The organism is Saccharomonospora amisosensis (assembly GCF_011761185.1).
Classification (GTDB): Bacteria; Actinomycetota; Actinomycetes; order Mycobacteriales; family Pseudonocardiaceae; genus Saccharomonospora_A; species Saccharomonospora_A amisosensis.
Map to the genome: position 1 here is coordinate 3,441,193 of NZ_JAAOYM010000001.1, position 15,423 is coordinate 3,456,615.

Here is a 15,423-nt window from a genome sequence, read left to right on the forward strand (position 1 = left end):
GCAACGCGAAGGTGTCCGGGCTGAGAACAAGATCGCTGCTCTGCGTGAGCATCTCATCGTAGTGCCCGGTGCACGCCGCCCAGCGCGAGACACGACACCCGATCACCACGATCCTGCTGGCAGGCCAGGACACCAGTGCCAAGGCGATCGCGGTGGACGGCAAGACACTGCGCGGAACCTGTGATGGCATCGGGCAGCGCGGCGTGCACCCGCTCGCGGCGATGACCCACGAAAGCGCGATCGTGCTGGCTCAACCAGAAGTAGGCCGCAATACCCATGAGATCGCCTGCTTCCGGCCGCTGTCTATTCTGGACATCAACACGACTGGCGTCGTGGTGACCGCCGACGTGGTGCACGCCCTTCGATTGACGTGGGACCAGACGCTGCACGCTACGGATCCGTCCGTGCCCTGACCCGTCAGAGTCCAACACACCCCCGGCGGCGCCTGGCACATCCTGCAAGGCCTCCCAGACGGCGCCATCGTCCAAGTGGACCAACTCGACGCCCCCGCCAACTCTTCACCACCAGCGCATGGCTACCACCCCACATTGACACCAGCCGAATAGACACGAACAGCTACATGACGTCGTCGCGATGCCCGCCATCCGGGTGTCTTTCCTTGACTAGATCGACAGCTTTGTGGGAAGTTATTAAGTGAAACTGGGGAGGTTTTCGGTCATTCCGGAAATGCATGCTAGCACGTGGTGAGTTTTGTATACCTTAACAAAACGTTAGAGCCTGAGTACTCACGACTGTACGGTTATCGAATTGGGTGGCCTTCGTCCTTCCTGGAGTGGCACTGGAATGGATTCCATCATCGGCCGACCCGCGACTCGATCCGCTTGGTGGAGTGAATTGTTTCGATTTGAACTTCCGCTCAAAATGGCCGACTTCGACCGGCGTGGATTCCGTACCGATCGGCCGCATCAGCGTGAGCTGCTGGAACGTCACGCGAGGTACTTTCTAACCGGCTTCAACATCGCAGTCCGACACTGGCGCAACCCCCATTCCACTCTTGCTGAGCTTCCACCGGAAGAAAGGGGCTTCGCATACGAAGGCGCGGCGATGCATGCCGCACTTCGAGATATGTTCAGTTTCGGTCGCGCGCGAGCGTTCGCCCGCTTGAGCGCGGGTAGGGGTAACAGGTACATCCATTTGATCCACGTCGGTTATGGGTGGGCACTCGCACCTGCCCGGCTGTCACTCCCGACGCTGGTACCGGATACACCCCTACTTCGCTGGCTGGCCTTGGACGGGGCTGGCTTCGCGGACACGTTCTTCGGTGGGTTGGCCACGTTGTACCGGTGCTGCCAGCGCGGCCCCACCCCGCGATCGAGCGTCCGGATCGCCGGCTGCGGTCGCGCACTATGGTTCGTTCAATCCGGGGATGTAGCGGGAGTTACCCGAGCGATCGCGCAGGCACCCGAACCCGCCCGTCCGGACTTGTGGTCAGGGATCGGCCTTGCCATGTGTTATGCCGGCGGAGCCGATGAGGAAGCGCTCGAGGAATTGGTGCGGGCCAGTGGTCCCGCACGCGGGCACCTGGGGCAGGGTGCACTCTTCGCCATTGCCGCGAGATTCCGGTCAGGAATTGTGCCGGAATACACCGAGAAAGCCTGTCGGAAGCTTTTCTCGGTAACTCCAGAAGAGGTCTCGAAGTGGACCGATGATGCCGCGTCCGGACTATTCGAAGTGGCGGAGTTGTCGGGTTACACCGAGTGGAAGTCACGGTTGCGGGTAGTGGCGGTACAGAAATTGTAACCGAACAGAGGGGAAGCGAGGTCATGTTGTCATGCCGACTTTGGCGCGTAGGGCGGTACTGTTTGTCGTCGCCCTTTCGCTGTGTGTTGGCGTCGGTGTAGTTACCGCGCGGCCGAGTCTGAGTGATGATGAGTTGCAGGATCTGGCGAGTGGGTTCGGCTTCGAGCAGATCGCTCTCAACTCAGCGCCACCTAATGCCAGGTCCGAGCGCCAGGTACAACCTTCGCTCGAACGAATTCAGGGTTGGATCTCGGCGGTCGGAGCCGCAGTTTCCCTGACCGATCTGCGCGGTCTCGGCCGCTCCGCGGATGCCTGCCTTGTCGACCCACGCGATGACTCCGTCACCGTTTTGCCGGTGCCCACCGGCGGTGGCCCAGCCTATCCACAGTTCGCTTTGGACCCCGCGCCGCTGCCCTACGACCACACGATGGCCCCGATGGGTTGCGTGCCCGCCGACCTCAACGAAGACGGCAGTCAGGACCTGCTCGTCTACTACTGGGGACGATCTCCAGTCCTTTTTGTGAACCACGCCGCACCTGGACACAATCCGGCCGCGAGCGACTTCCGCCCGGTTGAGCTGGTGTCGCCGATGCAGGTGTGGAACTCCAGCGTGCTCAACGTGGGCGATGTCGACGGGGATGGGCATGTGGACATCCTGGTCGGAAACTACTTCCCGGATGGCGCCATGGTGCTCGATCCGAATGCCACCGAAGACAGCCGGATGTTCATGCAGGACTCGATGGGCAACGCCCGCAATGCCGGCGTGAACAGGCTGCTGCTGACCCGCCCCAGCGGTCAACGGTACGGAGCGCCGGTCGTTACGGACGCGAGCAACGCGCTTCCCGACCACTCGGCACGTTCCTGGACACTGGCCATCGGCTTACAAGACCTTACCGGCAACGGCGTTCCTGACATGTACCTCGCCAACGACTTCGGGCCCGATCAGCTCCTGGTGAACGAATCCACGCCCGGCCGTGTCCGGCTGACCGAGGCAAGGGGATCCCGTGACCTGCTCACCCCACGCTCGGAAGTGTTGGGACACGATTCCTTCAAGGGAATGGGCGTGACGTTCACCTACCCGTCCGGTGAGGGCTTGCCGATGATGGCGGTCAGCAACATCACCACGCCGTATGCCTTGCACGAATCCAATCTCGCTTTCCTTCCGACAGGGCATGGCGAGGACCTTTTCGCCGGGAAGGCACCTTACGACGAGCAGAGTGAAGAACTCGGCATGGCGAGGACCGGCTGGGCCTGGGACATCAAGGCGGGCGACTTCGACAACTCCGGCACCGACGAGTTGGTGCAGACGACCGGTTTTCTCAAGGGCGACACCAGTCGCTGGGCCGAGCTGCAGGAACTCGCGATGGGTAACGACGAACTGCTGCGGTATCAGCAGTCGTGGCCGGTGTTCCGTGCCGGTGACGACCTTTCCGGTCACCAGCACAACCCCTTCTTCACGCGCACTCCGGAAGGCAAGTACGCGGATATCGCCGAGCAACTCGGCATCGCCGATCCGTACGTCTCCCGCGGCCTCGCGTTCGGCGACGTGGATGGCGACGGCAAGCTCGACGCGCTGGTCGCCAACCAGTGGGAGGACTCGGTGTTGCTGCGCAACACCTCACCTAGCCCGAACCGTTCGGCAGACCTCAAACTGGTACGGCCCGGTGCCGGAGGTGGCGAAGTGACCGCGATCGGCGCGCAGGTCGAACTGCGCAGCGGAAACCTCAAGCAGAAGACCCAACTGTTCCCCGCCAACGGGCACGCAGGTGTGTCGGCGGGCGAAGTGCATCTCGCACTGCCGGACGGTACGCCGGGCAGGGCGACGATCACCTGGCGAGACGGCACCGCCATGCACCGTGCCGACATTGTGGTGACTCCCGGCCACCACACCGTTGCGCTCAATCCCAACGGAACGGCGGTACTGCGATGACGACGACCGAATCAACACGTGAGGATGGCACCGCGACTGAAGCGGTCGTGACCGTTCCACAGCAACGAAAGGAACCATCCGGCAAGCCGCCGGTGGACAAGCGAATCAAGGCGCTGCGGCGGTTCGCCCTCTCTATCACCGCTTTCAACCTGGTCGGCCACCTCGTGCTCGGCTTTGAGCAGTCGCCGATCACGCCGTTGCTCGCGCTCGTCGTCAGCTACGCGACAGCGACCCTGTTCGAGTGGTTGGACTGCTGGGCCCAGCACCGCAAGCCCGAGTATCTCGGCGGGGCCGGAGCACTGGTGAACTTTCTGTTGCCGCCGCATATCACCGCGCTGGCGTGCGCGATGCTGCTGTACGGCAACGCCTCGGTGTGGCCGTACGTGCTGGCGGTGGTGGTCGCCAACGCGAGCAAGTACCTGATACGGCTCCGGGTCAAAGACAAGCTCCGTCACGTGCTGAACCCGTCGAACACCGGCATCGTGGTAGTGCTGCTGCTGTTCCCGTGGGTCGGGATCGCGCCGCCGTATCATTTCACGAACAACGTCGGTGGCGCGATTGACTGGCTGATCCCCTTCGCCATCCTGATGCTCGGCACGATGCTCAACGCAAAGCTGACCGGTAAGATGCCGCTGATCGTCGGCTGGGTGGGTGGTTTCATCGCACAGGCCGTGCTGCGTTGGCTGATCTTCGACCACGCACTGGTCGGCGCGCTCCTTCCGGTCACCGGCGTCGCGTTTATCCTGTTCACCAACTACATGATCACCGACCCCGGCACGACTCCGGTGAAGTCCCGCAATCAGTTGGTCTTCGGCCTCACGACGGCCTTCGTGTACGGCACACTGGTGCTGAATGGTGTGGTGTTCGGGTTGTTCTTCGCCCTAGTGATCACCTGTGTGCTACGCGGCCTGGTCCTGCTCGCCGGCAAGCTACGGCCGGAATTCAAACCGGCCGAAGCTGCCACCCAGGCCCCCGCCCCAGCCAATGCCGGAGGGACACCATGAGTGGGCACGCTATCGCTATCGTAGGTATGGCGTGCCGGTACCCGGACGCGACCACGCCCATGGAGCTGTGGCAGAACATGCTCGCCCGCCGCCGGGCGTTTCGGCGGCTACCCGAGTCCCGGCTCCCCGCCGTATATCTGGGTACCCGGGACGAGCCCGATCTCGCATACGTCACGCGTGCGGGAGTGCTGCGGGACTGGGATTTCGACCGGCAACGCTTCGGCATTCCCGGGCCGCTGTACCGGGCGGCCGATCAGACGCATTGGCTCGCCTTGGAGACGGCTGCGGGCGCGCTCGAAGATGCCGGCTTTCCCGAAGGTAACGGCCTCGACCGCGACGCGGTGGGTGTGGTGCTCGGCAATTCGCTGGCCGGCGAGTTCAACCGCGCGGCCACGGTCCGGCTGCGGTGGCCGTTCATCGCCGATGCCGCCGCCACCGCGCTGACCGAGGCCAGCGCGCCCAGTGAACTGACCCGCGCCGTCCTACAGCGACTTGAGCAACTGATCAAGTCCCCTTTCCCTGAACCGGGGGACGAGATGCTGACCGGGACACTGGCGAACACCATCGCCGGCCGGATCTGCAACCAGTTCGACTTCCATGGCACTGGGTACACAGTGGACGGTGCGTGCTCCTCGAGCCTGCTCGCGGTGATGACCGCGGCCAGGGCGCTTGCCGCGGGAGAACTCGACTTCGCACTTGCCGGTGGGGTGGACATGTCCATCGACCCGCTGGAACTGGTCGGGTTCTCGAGGCTGGGCGCGCTCGCGGACGGACAGATGCGGGTATACGACGAGAACCCGACCGGGTTCCTGCCCGGCGAGGGCTGCGGCGTTGTCGCGTTGATGCGCGCCGAGGAGGCCGAACGCCGCGGACTGCGCAGCTACGCCCGGATCCTCGGCTGGGCTTCCTCGTCCGACGGTACCGGTGGCCTCAGCCGCCCGGAACGGGCGGGCCAGGTGCTCGCCCTGTCGAGGGCCTACCGAGCGGCTGGCGTCCGCGCTGGCGACGTCGGGCTGATCGAGGGACACGGGACCGGTACCGCGGTCGGAGACCGGGTCGAACTGGAAGCACTGACCAGCGTTCGCGGCCAGGCCGGGCCCGCGGCGCTGAGCACGATCAAAGCCAACATCGGGCACACCAAGGCCGCGGCTGGCGTCGCTGGGTTGATCAAAGCGGCGCTGGCCGTGTTCCACCGGGTGCTGCCACCGGTGACCGGTTGCGAGCGACCACACCAGCTACTGCAAGGCAAGGACCCGTCACTGCGGCTGCTGGCGGAACCCGAGCCGTGGCGAGATCGGATCCCGCTCGCCGGCGTGTCGTCGATGGGCTTCGGTGGCATCAACGCACATCTCGTACTCGAGGGGGTCGCGCGCCGTCCCTCGGCCGCGCTGTCCGCGATGACCCGACGATGGTCCGCGCGGCCGCCCGGACCGGAGATCGTGTATCTCGATGCGGACGAGCCGCCGGTGCTTGCCGAGCGCCTCACTCGGCTGGCGGCGGCCGCGCGGTCGCTGAGCAAGGCCGAACTCGCCGATATCGCAGCCACCGCATGGCGAAACAGCGATGCAGGCCGCGTCCGTGCCGCCCTGGTCGCGGAAACCCCCGATCGGCTCGCGAACGCGGCAATGGCGGCCGCTGCGGCGGTCCAGGAGTGGTCGGGTGAGCCGCGCCACGACCAGCAGCGGGGCTATGCCGTCGGCTCCAACGTGGCGTTGCGCGTCGGGCTGCTCTTCCCCGGGCAGGCAGCCCCGGTGCGGATGACACTACCGAACTGGGCGGAATCACTCGCCGTGCCCGCCTTACCCGAGTCGGTAGCGGGGCGAGACGCCGACGCGGACACGGCGGTGGCCCAGCCCGCCATCGTGCGGCAGTCGCTTGCCGGGCTGGCCTGGCTGCGCGAACTCGGTGTCGAGCCGGTCGCCGCCACAGGGCACAGCCTCGGCGAGATCACCGCGTTGCACTGGGCCGGTGCGTACTCGGCGGGCGCCGCGCTCGAACTCGCCGGTGTGCGCGGGCGGATCATGGCCGAATACGGCATCGGTGGAACGACGATGGCGAGCCTGGCCGTCTCCGAGGCCGGGCTCGGCACGCTGCTCGAGGGCACCAAGGTGGTGGTGGCCGGGTACAACGCGCCGGACCACCTCGTGGTGTCGGGGCGTCGGCGAGAGATCGACGAGGTGCTGGCGCGGGCACGGCGCGCCGGGGTGGCCGCGAGCGAGCTACAGGTCTCACATGGCTTCCACAGCCCGGCGATGCGCCCGGTCAGTACGCCATTGCGTAAAGAGCTCGCCCGGCTCCCGATCGCCGCGGCCGAAGTACCGATCATCTCGACCATCACCGGCGGCGAATTGACGGCAACCGGCGATGAGCTGGCTGAGCTACTCGTCGGCCAGCTGACCCAGCCGGTCCTCTTCGCGCAGGCGGTCCGCGCGCTTGCCGAAGGCTGTGACCTGTTGTTGGAGGTCGGTCCCGGCACGATGCTGACCACCCTGGTGGAGGCCAACGCGCTGCGGGTGCCCGCGGTGAGCATGGACACTGGCGGAGACCCCTACCGGCACGCCTTCACCACTGCGCTGCTGGCCGCCTGCGCGGGCGCGGACCTGGAGCCGTGGTTCGCCGGCCGGGGCTTTCGCACCCTGCACTGGGACGCGACCCCGCGGTTCGTCGCCAACCCGTGCGAGAACCGCGCCGGCTGGGTCGAGGCCGCGGAACTCTCGATACCGCGGCAGGAGAAGGAGGAAGAACCCGTCGCGGCGGTGCGGGTGGATTCGGACGACCCGCTGACCGCGGTGACCGAGTACCTCGCGACAACCCTGGAACTACCCGAGAGTTCGATCACCCCAACCAGCTCACTGCTCGGCGACCTGCACCTGAACTCGCTGCAGGTCGTGCACCTGGTCAGCAGCGTAGCCAGCGCGATGGGGAGGAAGCCACCGGACACCGCGCTGCCGCTGACTGATGCCACGGTGGGGGGCATTGCCAGCGTACTGGCCGAGCTTCCCCGTGCGCAGGAGGAACCGGACTCGGTGGCGGGGGTAGCCCCGTGGGTGCGTCCGTTCGAGCAGTACTGGTCACCTTTCGTTCCGGGCGAGGCCACGCCGGTGCGGTGGACCGTATACGCACCGGAGGGACACTGGCTGCACGAACTGGACGGAACCGACCAGGACGCGGCAAGTGGAGTGGCGGTCGCGCTGTCCGCGCAGGACGGGGTCGGCGAGATCGCCGCGCTGCTCAACCGGGTCGCTGACACCGTTCCTGACCGGCTCCTTGTTGTCCACTCAGGACACCCAGCCGCGGCGGGTATCGCAAGGAGCGTGGCCGTCGAACTCGAGTCCTGCGAGGTCGTCGTGGTCGATGTGCCCGGGGAGCGGACCCGGCTGGATCCGGCGGTGCTGACCGACCGCCGGCACGGCCGCTACCTCGAACTGCGCTGCGGCGCTGACGGGACGATCGAGCGAACCGAGATGTCGGCGAGAAACCGCGGCACCGGGGCGGCGGCCGCGCTCGGCGCGGGTGATGTGTGCCTCGTGACCGGCGGCGTCCTCGGCATCACCGCGTACTCCGCGGTCGCGCTGGCCGAGCGCACCGGCTGCACGCTGGTGTTCGCCGGCCGCTCGCCGGTGGAGGACCCGAAGGTGGCGGACGCACTGCGGACTATCAGGGAGCGTGTCGACGCGCATTACGAGAGCTGCGACGTCGCCGACGCGGACGCGGTGGCCGGGCTACTGGCCTCGGCTGGCCGGTTCGGGCCCGTGCGAGGCCTGATCCATGGAGCGGGCCTGAACGAGCCGCGCCGGATGGGTGACATCACGGCCGAATCGCTCGACACCACGTTGCGGCCCAAGGTCACCGGGCTCAGGACGCTGCTCGACGCAGCGGGCGGCGAACTGCGGCTCGTGCTCGGGTTCGGGTCGATCATCGGGCGGCAGGGCCTTTCCGGGCAGGCCGAGTACTGCATCGCCAACGACTGGCTCCGCGTGGATCTGGAGCGATGGAGCGCCGCGCACCGACATTGCCGGACCCACGTGCTGGAATGGTCGGTCTGGTCCGGCACCGGCATGGGCGTGCGTCTGGACGTGCTCGACTACCTGCGCCGGATCGGCATCGAGCCGATCCGGCCCGAGGACGGGGTTCGGGCGCTGTTCGAGGTGCTCGACGATCCGGAAGCGCCGGTGGCAGTGCTGCTGACCTCCCGGTTCCCGGCCACGGCCACGCTGCCGATGCGCGAGCCTGCGGGCCCACCCCCGCGGTTCGCGGAGCGCCAGCTCGTCCAGGTACCGGGTGTCGAGACAGTGCTGGAGGCCAAGCTCGCCCTGGGCTCCGACCTCTACCTGGACGATCACCGGGTGGATGGGACGGCGGTGCTGCCCGCGGTTGTCGGCATGGAAGCGATGGCGCAGGCGGCATCGCTGGTCGACGGCACGAGCCGCCCGCTGTCGCTGCGCGAGGTCAGGTTCCGTTCACCGGTGACCGTGGACGACCGGCACGGCAGGGCGATCCAGCTCGCCGCGCTCAGCGGCGCGGACGGGGTGGACGTCGTGCTGCGCGACGACACCGATCGGTTCGCAGGCGACCGGTTCACCGGGAAGGTGGCGGCCGAGCTGGCGCCGCCGGAGCCGAGGGACTCGGCCGAGCCGCTGACCGGGACCAGCCCGTGGTATGGCACGGTGTTCTTCCATCGTGGACGGTTTCGGCGGGTGGCGGGATACGAGCGCCTTTCCGCGTTCACGGTGGAGGCTTGGCTGAACGCCGTTGAAGATGCTCCGTGGTTCTCCCAGTTCCTCAGCGGGCAGCTGCTGCTCGGCGATCCCGCGGCGCACGATGCCGCTCTGCATGCGTTGCTCGCGTGTGTGCCGCACCGGCAGGCATTGCCGATCGGGGTCGACCGGTTCACCATATGGCAGGAACCGGCCGGGCCGTTACGGGTCATCGGCACGGAGACGGGGCATACCGCTGACGAGTACCGCTTCGATGTCGAGCTGCTGCGCCCGGACGGGGACGCGGTAGCGCACTGGCACGGGCTCGAGTTACGGGCGGTCGGACCACGAGCCTGGCCGGACGGGCTGCCGACCAGGCTGGTCGGACCATGGCTGTCCAGAAGGTTGATCGAATGCGGCATCGACGACCGCCTCGAACTGAGCACCATGCCCGGCCCGGACTCCCCCATCCGGCTGGACACTGACGGGCCGAGCTGGGCCGTGCTGCCCGCGGACGACGATACCGAACTCGACCCCGTGGACCGGAAAGTCGCCGACCTGCTCGGCGACAAGACCGGCGAGGACGTCACGTTGACCAACGCGCGGGTCCGGTGCGGCTTGGCCGCGCTGCACGGGCTCGGCCAGCACGACGGCGCGCCGATGCGGATAGACCAGATCACCGAGGACGGCATCGTGGTCGCGCGATGCGGCAGGGCACGGGTCCTCACCGCGAGAATCCGGCCGCTCGAGTCCGGAGTGCTCGGGGCCATCGCACTGGCCGACTGGAAGGCGTCATGATGGCGCGCTCCTACCGGCACCGGCACGTGGTGACGCTGGACGAAACCAACCTCGTCGGCAACGTGTACTTCGCGCACTACCTGCACTGGCAGGGGCACTGCCGGGAGATGTTCCTCGCCGAACACGCTCCCGGCGTGCTCCGTGCCTTACAGGATGGCGAACTCGCGATGGTGACGGTGTCCTGCGCGATGGACTACTACGCCGAATGTTTCGCCTTCGACAAGATCGACATCGCAATGACGTTACACGCCGCATCGGGCAACCGGATCGTGATGGACTTCGATTTCCGCCGCGGGTCCTCGCTCACCGCGCGCGGTACCCAGACGGTCGCGTGCATGCGGCGAAGCAACGGCGTCGTGCAGCCCACGGAAATTCCCGCCGATCTGGCCAATGCATTGGCGGTATTCCAGTGATGGCGGCTCGCACGAACCTACTGCTGCTCGCTGGGGCCGCGCTCGTCCTCTTCGCGTCGGTGCTCGGGTTCGTCAGTGCGTTCACCATGGACGATATGCCGGGCATGTCGATGCCGGGCCAGGCGTCCGGTGCGAGCAGACCGCTGTCCGGGATGCCGCTCAGTCACATGCCGGAAATGTGGGTGGCGGCCGCCGGGCTGGTGCTGACCATCGCGGTGGTGTTGCGTGCTCGCGTGCCGCGCGAGCACGCGGCGAGCCTGCCAGGCGGGCGAAAACGGATCACCGTCGCGGTGATCGGCACGGCGGCACTCACCATTGACATCAGCAAGACCTCCACGCTGGGCTTCGTGATTCCCGGTATGCGTGATGAATACGGGCTGGAGGCTGGCAGCGCGTCGTTGCTCGCGGTCGCCGGGCTTGCAGGCACGGCAACCGGTGCGTTCCTGTTCGGCGTGCTCGCCGACCGGCTGGGTCGCCGCGCGGCCTACCTCATCACCACGCTGGGCTTCACCGTGACCAGCATGTGCGGATCAATGCCGAACTTCGCCGGAAACCTGGTGATGTGCGGATTGATGGGGGTGGCCGTCGGCGGAATGGCACCACTGCTGATCACGCTGCTGACCGAGTCGATGGGCGGCCGGACCCGCAGCTCCGTCGTGGTCGCCCTGTCCGTGGTTGCCACCGCCGTCGGGTACCTGGTCGCGGCCGGCTCGGCGTTGTGGCTGGAGCCCGTATTCGGCTGGCGCGTGCTGTGGCTTATCGGCGTACCCACCGGGATCGTCCTTGTCGCGTTGACACCGTTGGTCCCCGACTGGATCGCGCCGGCAGCGCGGGCCGAACGACCGCGGCCCGAGCATGCCAGGGTGCTGACCGGCGGGTTGCAGCGGATGTACGCCGTGGTGATCGGCGTGCTGACTTTCGGCCTCACCACCTGGGTGCCGACGCTGGCGCGTTCGGGTGGTCTCGACGTGGGTGCCGCGAACCTGTTGCTGACCCTGGCGGCGGTGGCCATGGTGCCGTGCGCGGCACTCATCATGCTGCTTCATCACCGATTCGGACCGGTACTACTGACCGTGGGGCTGGCCACGGTGACCGCGGTGCTGCTACTGATCCTCAGTGGCACCGGGGCGGTGTCCGCGATCAGCTGGGTCTGTGCCGCGGCACTGGTCTCCGCGCTGTTCTCGGTGAACACCATGGCCGCCCTCTTTCTTCCGGTCGCCGCGGCTCTCGCGGACGGCCACGGGCGTGGGCGCACGACAGGGACGATCTCGCTGTACAACCGGCTCGGCGGGCTGTGCGGGCCACTGCTGCTTGCTGCGCTGGTCTCATCGGTATCGGAGGTGCTGATCGCGGTGGCGGCGCTCGCGTTGTTCTGCGCCGGTGCCGCCTGGGTTATCAGCCATCGTCGCCGCGCGGTACTGGCCGAAGGAAGTTGACAGCCCGGGCATTCCGGCTGAGGACAGCATTTCGGTGGTTCCGCCGGAGCGCTCCGGCGCTGCGGTGCAAACTCCACGGTCTCTACCGCCGGTTGCGGATTACTTAAGGAAGCTATACCGATATGCTTTGTGATACCGCACGGCCGCTTCTTGATCTGATGCTGTCAGACCCATCGTCGGCACGCACGGCCGCCCTGCCCGGCGGGCCCCGGCGGTCCGTCGAAGTTCAGCCGCAGTGGGCATGTCCGTGGGCAAGACGGGAGAAGGTCCGGTTGGCGGGGTTCCGGGATAGTGCTCAACAGGTGCGCGGTTCCAGAGGGGAGGCGCGGTGGTCCAGGTACGGCGAGTGATCGTCATCGGAGCCGGGCCGGCCGGGCTGGCGACGGCGATCGCGCTCGAAAGGGCGGGTGTGCACGCCGAGGTCTACGAGCGGGCGGAGCATTCGCGCAGTGTCGGCACCGGGCTCACCCTCTGGCCCAACGGGCTCGCGGCGCTGGACACCTTCGGGGCCGGAGACGCGGTACGGGCATGCGCACTGGCCGCCGACGGGATTGCCATGCGCGCGCACACCGGTCGCGTGCTGTACGAGATTTCCGGCCGGGCGCTGGATTCGATCGGCGGCCGTGGCGTCGCCGTACATCGGGCGGACCTGATCGCCGCACTCACCGGGCCGCTGGCTCCGGACCGGGTGCGTTTCGGGATGCGGTGTATCGGAGTGCGCACCGAGGGCGGGCGAGCGCTCGCCGAGTTCGCCGACGGAAGCACCGCCGAAGCCGATCTGGTCGTCGGTGCCGATGGGATCTCTTCCACCGTGCGGTCGGCGGCTGGGTTGTCGGCGCCGCCGCGGTTCGCCGGCAGCACGGTGTGGCGCGCCGTCATCGGGTTCGCGCTCCCACCCGCTCCCGGTCTGTTGACCTTTGGCCGATCGAGCCAGTTCGGCATATGGCGGGTTCCGGGTGACCGCGTCTACTGGTTCGCGTCCGGCCCGGCGCGACGCGGTCGGCACCGGACTGGTGAGTCGCGGCCCGCGGGGATGTTCGAACGATGGCATACGCCCATTCCGGAACTGCTCGCTTCCACCCCGACAGAACGGATCACGGTCACCGACCTCTACGACAGCGCGCCGCTGCATTCCTGGAGCAGCGGGAGGGTGGTGCTGGTCGGCGATGCCGCGCATCCGAGCCTGCCGAACATGGGGCAGGGAACCTCACAGGCGTTCGAGGACGTCGCGGTACTCGTCGATCGCCTGGTACACGAGCCGGATATCCGCAGCGCGTTCTCCGCATACGAGGTACGAAGGCGCGGAAGGGCCCGCGCGGCCTGGGCGCAAGCCAGGGCACTCGCCCGGATCGGAGGCTGGAACAATCCGCTGGCATGCTGGCTGCGCGAACGTATGTTGGCGGTGGCACCCGAACGCGCCCAGCTACGGCAATTGGAGCGCCTGTTCTCGTTTTCCGTCTGAGTTCCCTTCCGCAACCGGGAGGTGTGCGGGTGGGGCAGACCAATTCGTACGGTCGTGCGATGGCACAGCCGTCGAGCGGCCGGTATATTACTACCATAAGATATGGTCATCTCGACGGTTTCGGACGGTCAGGATCAATGTGCGGCCCGGCCATCGGAGGACACAGTGGACGATCTCGAACCCGGAAGTTCGCCGATGGCGACCGCTGAATCAGACGTTGTCCGCGTCAGCATTCACACCCGGCGCCCGGTCTCGGACGTGTGGTCCGCGCTGGCCGAGCCGCATTCGCTTGGTCGGTGGTTCGGTGAACTAGACCAGCCGTGGCAGGAAGGCCGCTCCGGCCGGATCGAGTTCGGCGACGGTGACTTCTTCGAGGTGACCACGAACGAGATCGTCGAGCGGCGGCTCATCTGCTTCGAATGGCGCTTCCTCGGTCTCGGTCCGCTTTCCCGGATACGGTGGACGATCACTGACCTCGATGGGCAGGCCAGGGTCATGGTCGAGGACGGCGATCCGACCCGCACCAAGGCCGAGGCCGACCAGCTGGTCGAGGGGTGGACCGACTTCTTCCAGCGGCTCGGTAGTTATCTCGAAACGGGGCAGTCGACGCGGTACGAATGGCGGGACGAGATAGACGGATCGGTCGACCTGCCCGCCGGCTCGTCCGATCCACTCGAGGCGGAGACGCTGCTGCGCTGGCTTCCGGTGGCGAGTGACGGTTTCAGGCCGAGCTGGTTTTTCATCGTCGACGAGGAGGGCCCGCGCCGATTTCCGATTACCGACTGGAATCCCGGAGCGGAGAAGCTGACGTTCGCGGTCAACGTCGCCGCCGGTGCGCCCAGCACCTTCTGTACGGTGACCGTCGAACCGGTCGGCGCGGGCACGGGTGTGCGCAGGCTTCGGTTCGAGCACACCAACTGGCGCGGACTGGGGATTCCGGACAGGAAGGCACTCCTGTTGCGGCGGCGGTTCATCATGTCCTGGATCACGGCACTTGAACACGCGCGCCATCACGCCTCGGCGCAGTAGTAACTGAACTGGGGGAATTCCGATGAAGTCGGAACCACTTTCGTTGCACACCGAGGGGTATTCCACCGAGCACGTCTCCGACGACCGTATCGCCGCAGTGCTGCGTTCGGTGCGAAGCATGCGGGAGAATATCGGGGACGAGCACTCCCTACGCAATCTCGCGCAGTCCGCCCTCCTCAGCCCGTACCATTTTCATCGGGTATTCCGGCAGGTGACCGCGTCTACCCCCGCCCGCTTCGTCGCCGCGTGCCGGATGGAGGAGGCGAAACTACTCCTGGCGAACAGTTCCGACAATGTCACCGACATCTGCATGCAGGTCGGATACTCCAGTCTGGGCACGTTCACCTCCCAGTTCAGCCGCCTGGTCGGCATGTCGCCGCGCCGGTTCCGCCGGCTCATGTCCACCTTCTCGGCCGACTCGTGTGCCGATGTGCTCGCGGCGTGCGGTCCGACCGTGTCGCCACCGGAGCGGACCCAGGTCACCGGTGTGATCGACGGTGATTCCGATTGCGGTCCGCTGGCCGTCGTCGGATTGTTTCCCTCCGGGATTCCGCAGGAGAGTCCGGCGGCGTGCGCGGTGGTCCGGGTATCGGGGGTCGTCGCCTTCGACGGGCTTCCCGACGGCACCTACTACCCGCTCGCGGTAAGTTTCCGTTCCTCGGCTACCGTCGCCGATTCCATCGGTGACGCGTCGGTGGACCATTGCCTGATCGGGGTCAGCTCGGCGCGGGTCCGGATCAGCGGCGGCCGTGCGGTCAATCGTGATTCTTTTCCATTGCGGTTGCGGCGCAGGCGGCCGATCGATCCACCGTTGGTGCTGGCCCTGCCGCTGCTGCTGGCGGCGGGTCGTCCGAATGCCGCAGCCTGACGGTCAGCGCGTTACGGAATGGTCT

10 protein-coding genes are annotated in these 15,423 nt (G+C 66.9%); all 10 read left to right on the top strand.

The window, feature by feature from the left end; translation table 11 throughout:
- Positions 1-68: 68 nt before the first annotated feature.
- The 10 genes from FHU38_RS16755 to FHU38_RS16800 all read left to right on the top strand — a co-directional run bounded on the left by FHU38_RS16755 (position 69) and on the right by FHU38_RS16800 (position 15,398).
- Positions 69-413 (top strand): hypothetical protein, encoded by a 345-nt coding sequence (locus FHU38_RS16755; RefSeq protein WP_167172535.1) that lies wholly within the window; start codon positions 69-71, stop codon positions 411-413.
- Between the two features lie 469 nt (positions 414-882).
- A complete protein-coding gene (locus FHU38_RS28200) occupies positions 883-1,761 on the top strand; it encodes a DUF1702 family protein (RefSeq protein WP_390623324.1) in 879 nt (292 codons plus the stop codon).
- Between the two features lie 355 nt (positions 1,762-2,116).
- Complete coding sequence (locus FHU38_RS16765; protein ID WP_313886805.1) at positions 2,117-3,691, top strand: CRTAC1 family protein; 1,575 nt, start codon at positions 2,117-2,119, stop codon at positions 3,689-3,691.
- Positions 3,688-4,695 carry an enediyne biosynthesis protein UnbU gene (locus tag FHU38_RS16770; protein ID WP_208415711.1) on the top strand — a complete coding sequence of 336 codons (1,008 nt, stop codon included), beginning with the start codon at positions 3,688-3,690 and terminating at the stop codon, positions 4,693-4,695. Before FHU38_RS16765 ends, FHU38_RS16770 begins: the two co-directional genes overlap by 4 nt.
- Positions 4,692-10,190 (top strand): type I polyketide synthase, encoded by a 5,499-nt coding sequence (locus FHU38_RS16775; RefSeq protein WP_167172541.1) that lies wholly within the window; start codon positions 4,692-4,694, stop codon positions 10,188-10,190. Before FHU38_RS16770 ends, FHU38_RS16775 begins: the two co-directional genes overlap by 4 nt.
- 29 nt (positions 10,191-10,219) lie before the next feature.
- On the top strand, positions 10,220-10,603 hold the full coding sequence (locus tag FHU38_RS16780) for an acyl-CoA thioesterase (protein ID WP_313886806.1): 384 nt from the start codon (positions 10,220-10,222) through the stop codon (positions 10,601-10,603).
- The gene (locus FHU38_RS16785; RefSeq protein WP_167172544.1) at positions 10,603-12,039 is read left to right on the top strand and encodes an MFS transporter; all 1,437 of its coding nucleotides are present in this window, start codon (positions 10,603-10,605) and stop codon (positions 12,037-12,039) included. Before FHU38_RS16780 ends, FHU38_RS16785 begins: the two co-directional genes overlap by 1 nt.
- Positions 12,040-12,367: 328 nt before the next feature.
- Positions 12,368-13,501, top strand: a complete 1,134-nt coding sequence (locus tag FHU38_RS16790) for an FAD-dependent monooxygenase (protein ID WP_167172546.1) — start codon at positions 12,368-12,370, stop codon at positions 13,499-13,501.
- A gap of 195 nt (positions 13,502-13,696) precedes the next feature.
- Positions 13,697-14,530 (top strand): SRPBCC family protein, encoded by an 834-nt coding sequence (locus tag FHU38_RS16795; protein WP_167172548.1) that lies wholly within the window; start codon positions 13,697-13,699, stop codon positions 14,528-14,530.
- A gap of 22 nt (positions 14,531-14,552) precedes the next feature.
- The gene (locus FHU38_RS16800) at positions 14,553-15,398 is read left to right on the top strand and encodes a helix-turn-helix domain-containing protein (RefSeq protein ID WP_167172549.1); all 846 of its coding nucleotides are present in this window, start codon (positions 14,553-14,555) and stop codon (positions 15,396-15,398) included.
- The last annotated feature ends 25 nt before the right edge of the window (positions 15,399-15,423 follow it).

What these genes read in the sequence shown, in the direction of transcription:
- FHU38_RS28200 (WP_390623324.1), top strand. Translation starts at nt 883, where the DNA reads ATGGCCGACTTCGACCGGCGTGGATTCCGTACCGATCGGCCGCATCAG.
- FHU38_RS16770 (WP_208415711.1), top strand. Translation starts at nt 3,688, where the DNA reads ATGACGACGACCGAATCAACACGTGAGGATGGCACCGCGACTGAAGCG.
- FHU38_RS16775 (WP_167172541.1), top strand. Translation starts at nt 4,692, where the DNA reads ATGAGTGGGCACGCTATCGCTATCGTAGGTATGGCGTGCCGGTACCCG.
- FHU38_RS16785 (WP_167172544.1), top strand. Translation starts at nt 10,603, where the DNA reads ATGGCGGCTCGCACGAACCTACTGCTGCTCGCTGGGGCCGCGCTCGTC.
- FHU38_RS16795 (WP_167172548.1), top strand. Translation starts at nt 13,697, where the DNA reads ATGGCGACCGCTGAATCAGACGTTGTCCGCGTCAGCATTCACACCCGG.
- FHU38_RS16800 (WP_167172549.1), top strand. Translation starts at nt 14,553, where the DNA reads ATGAAGTCGGAACCACTTTCGTTGCACACCGAGGGGTATTCCACCGAG.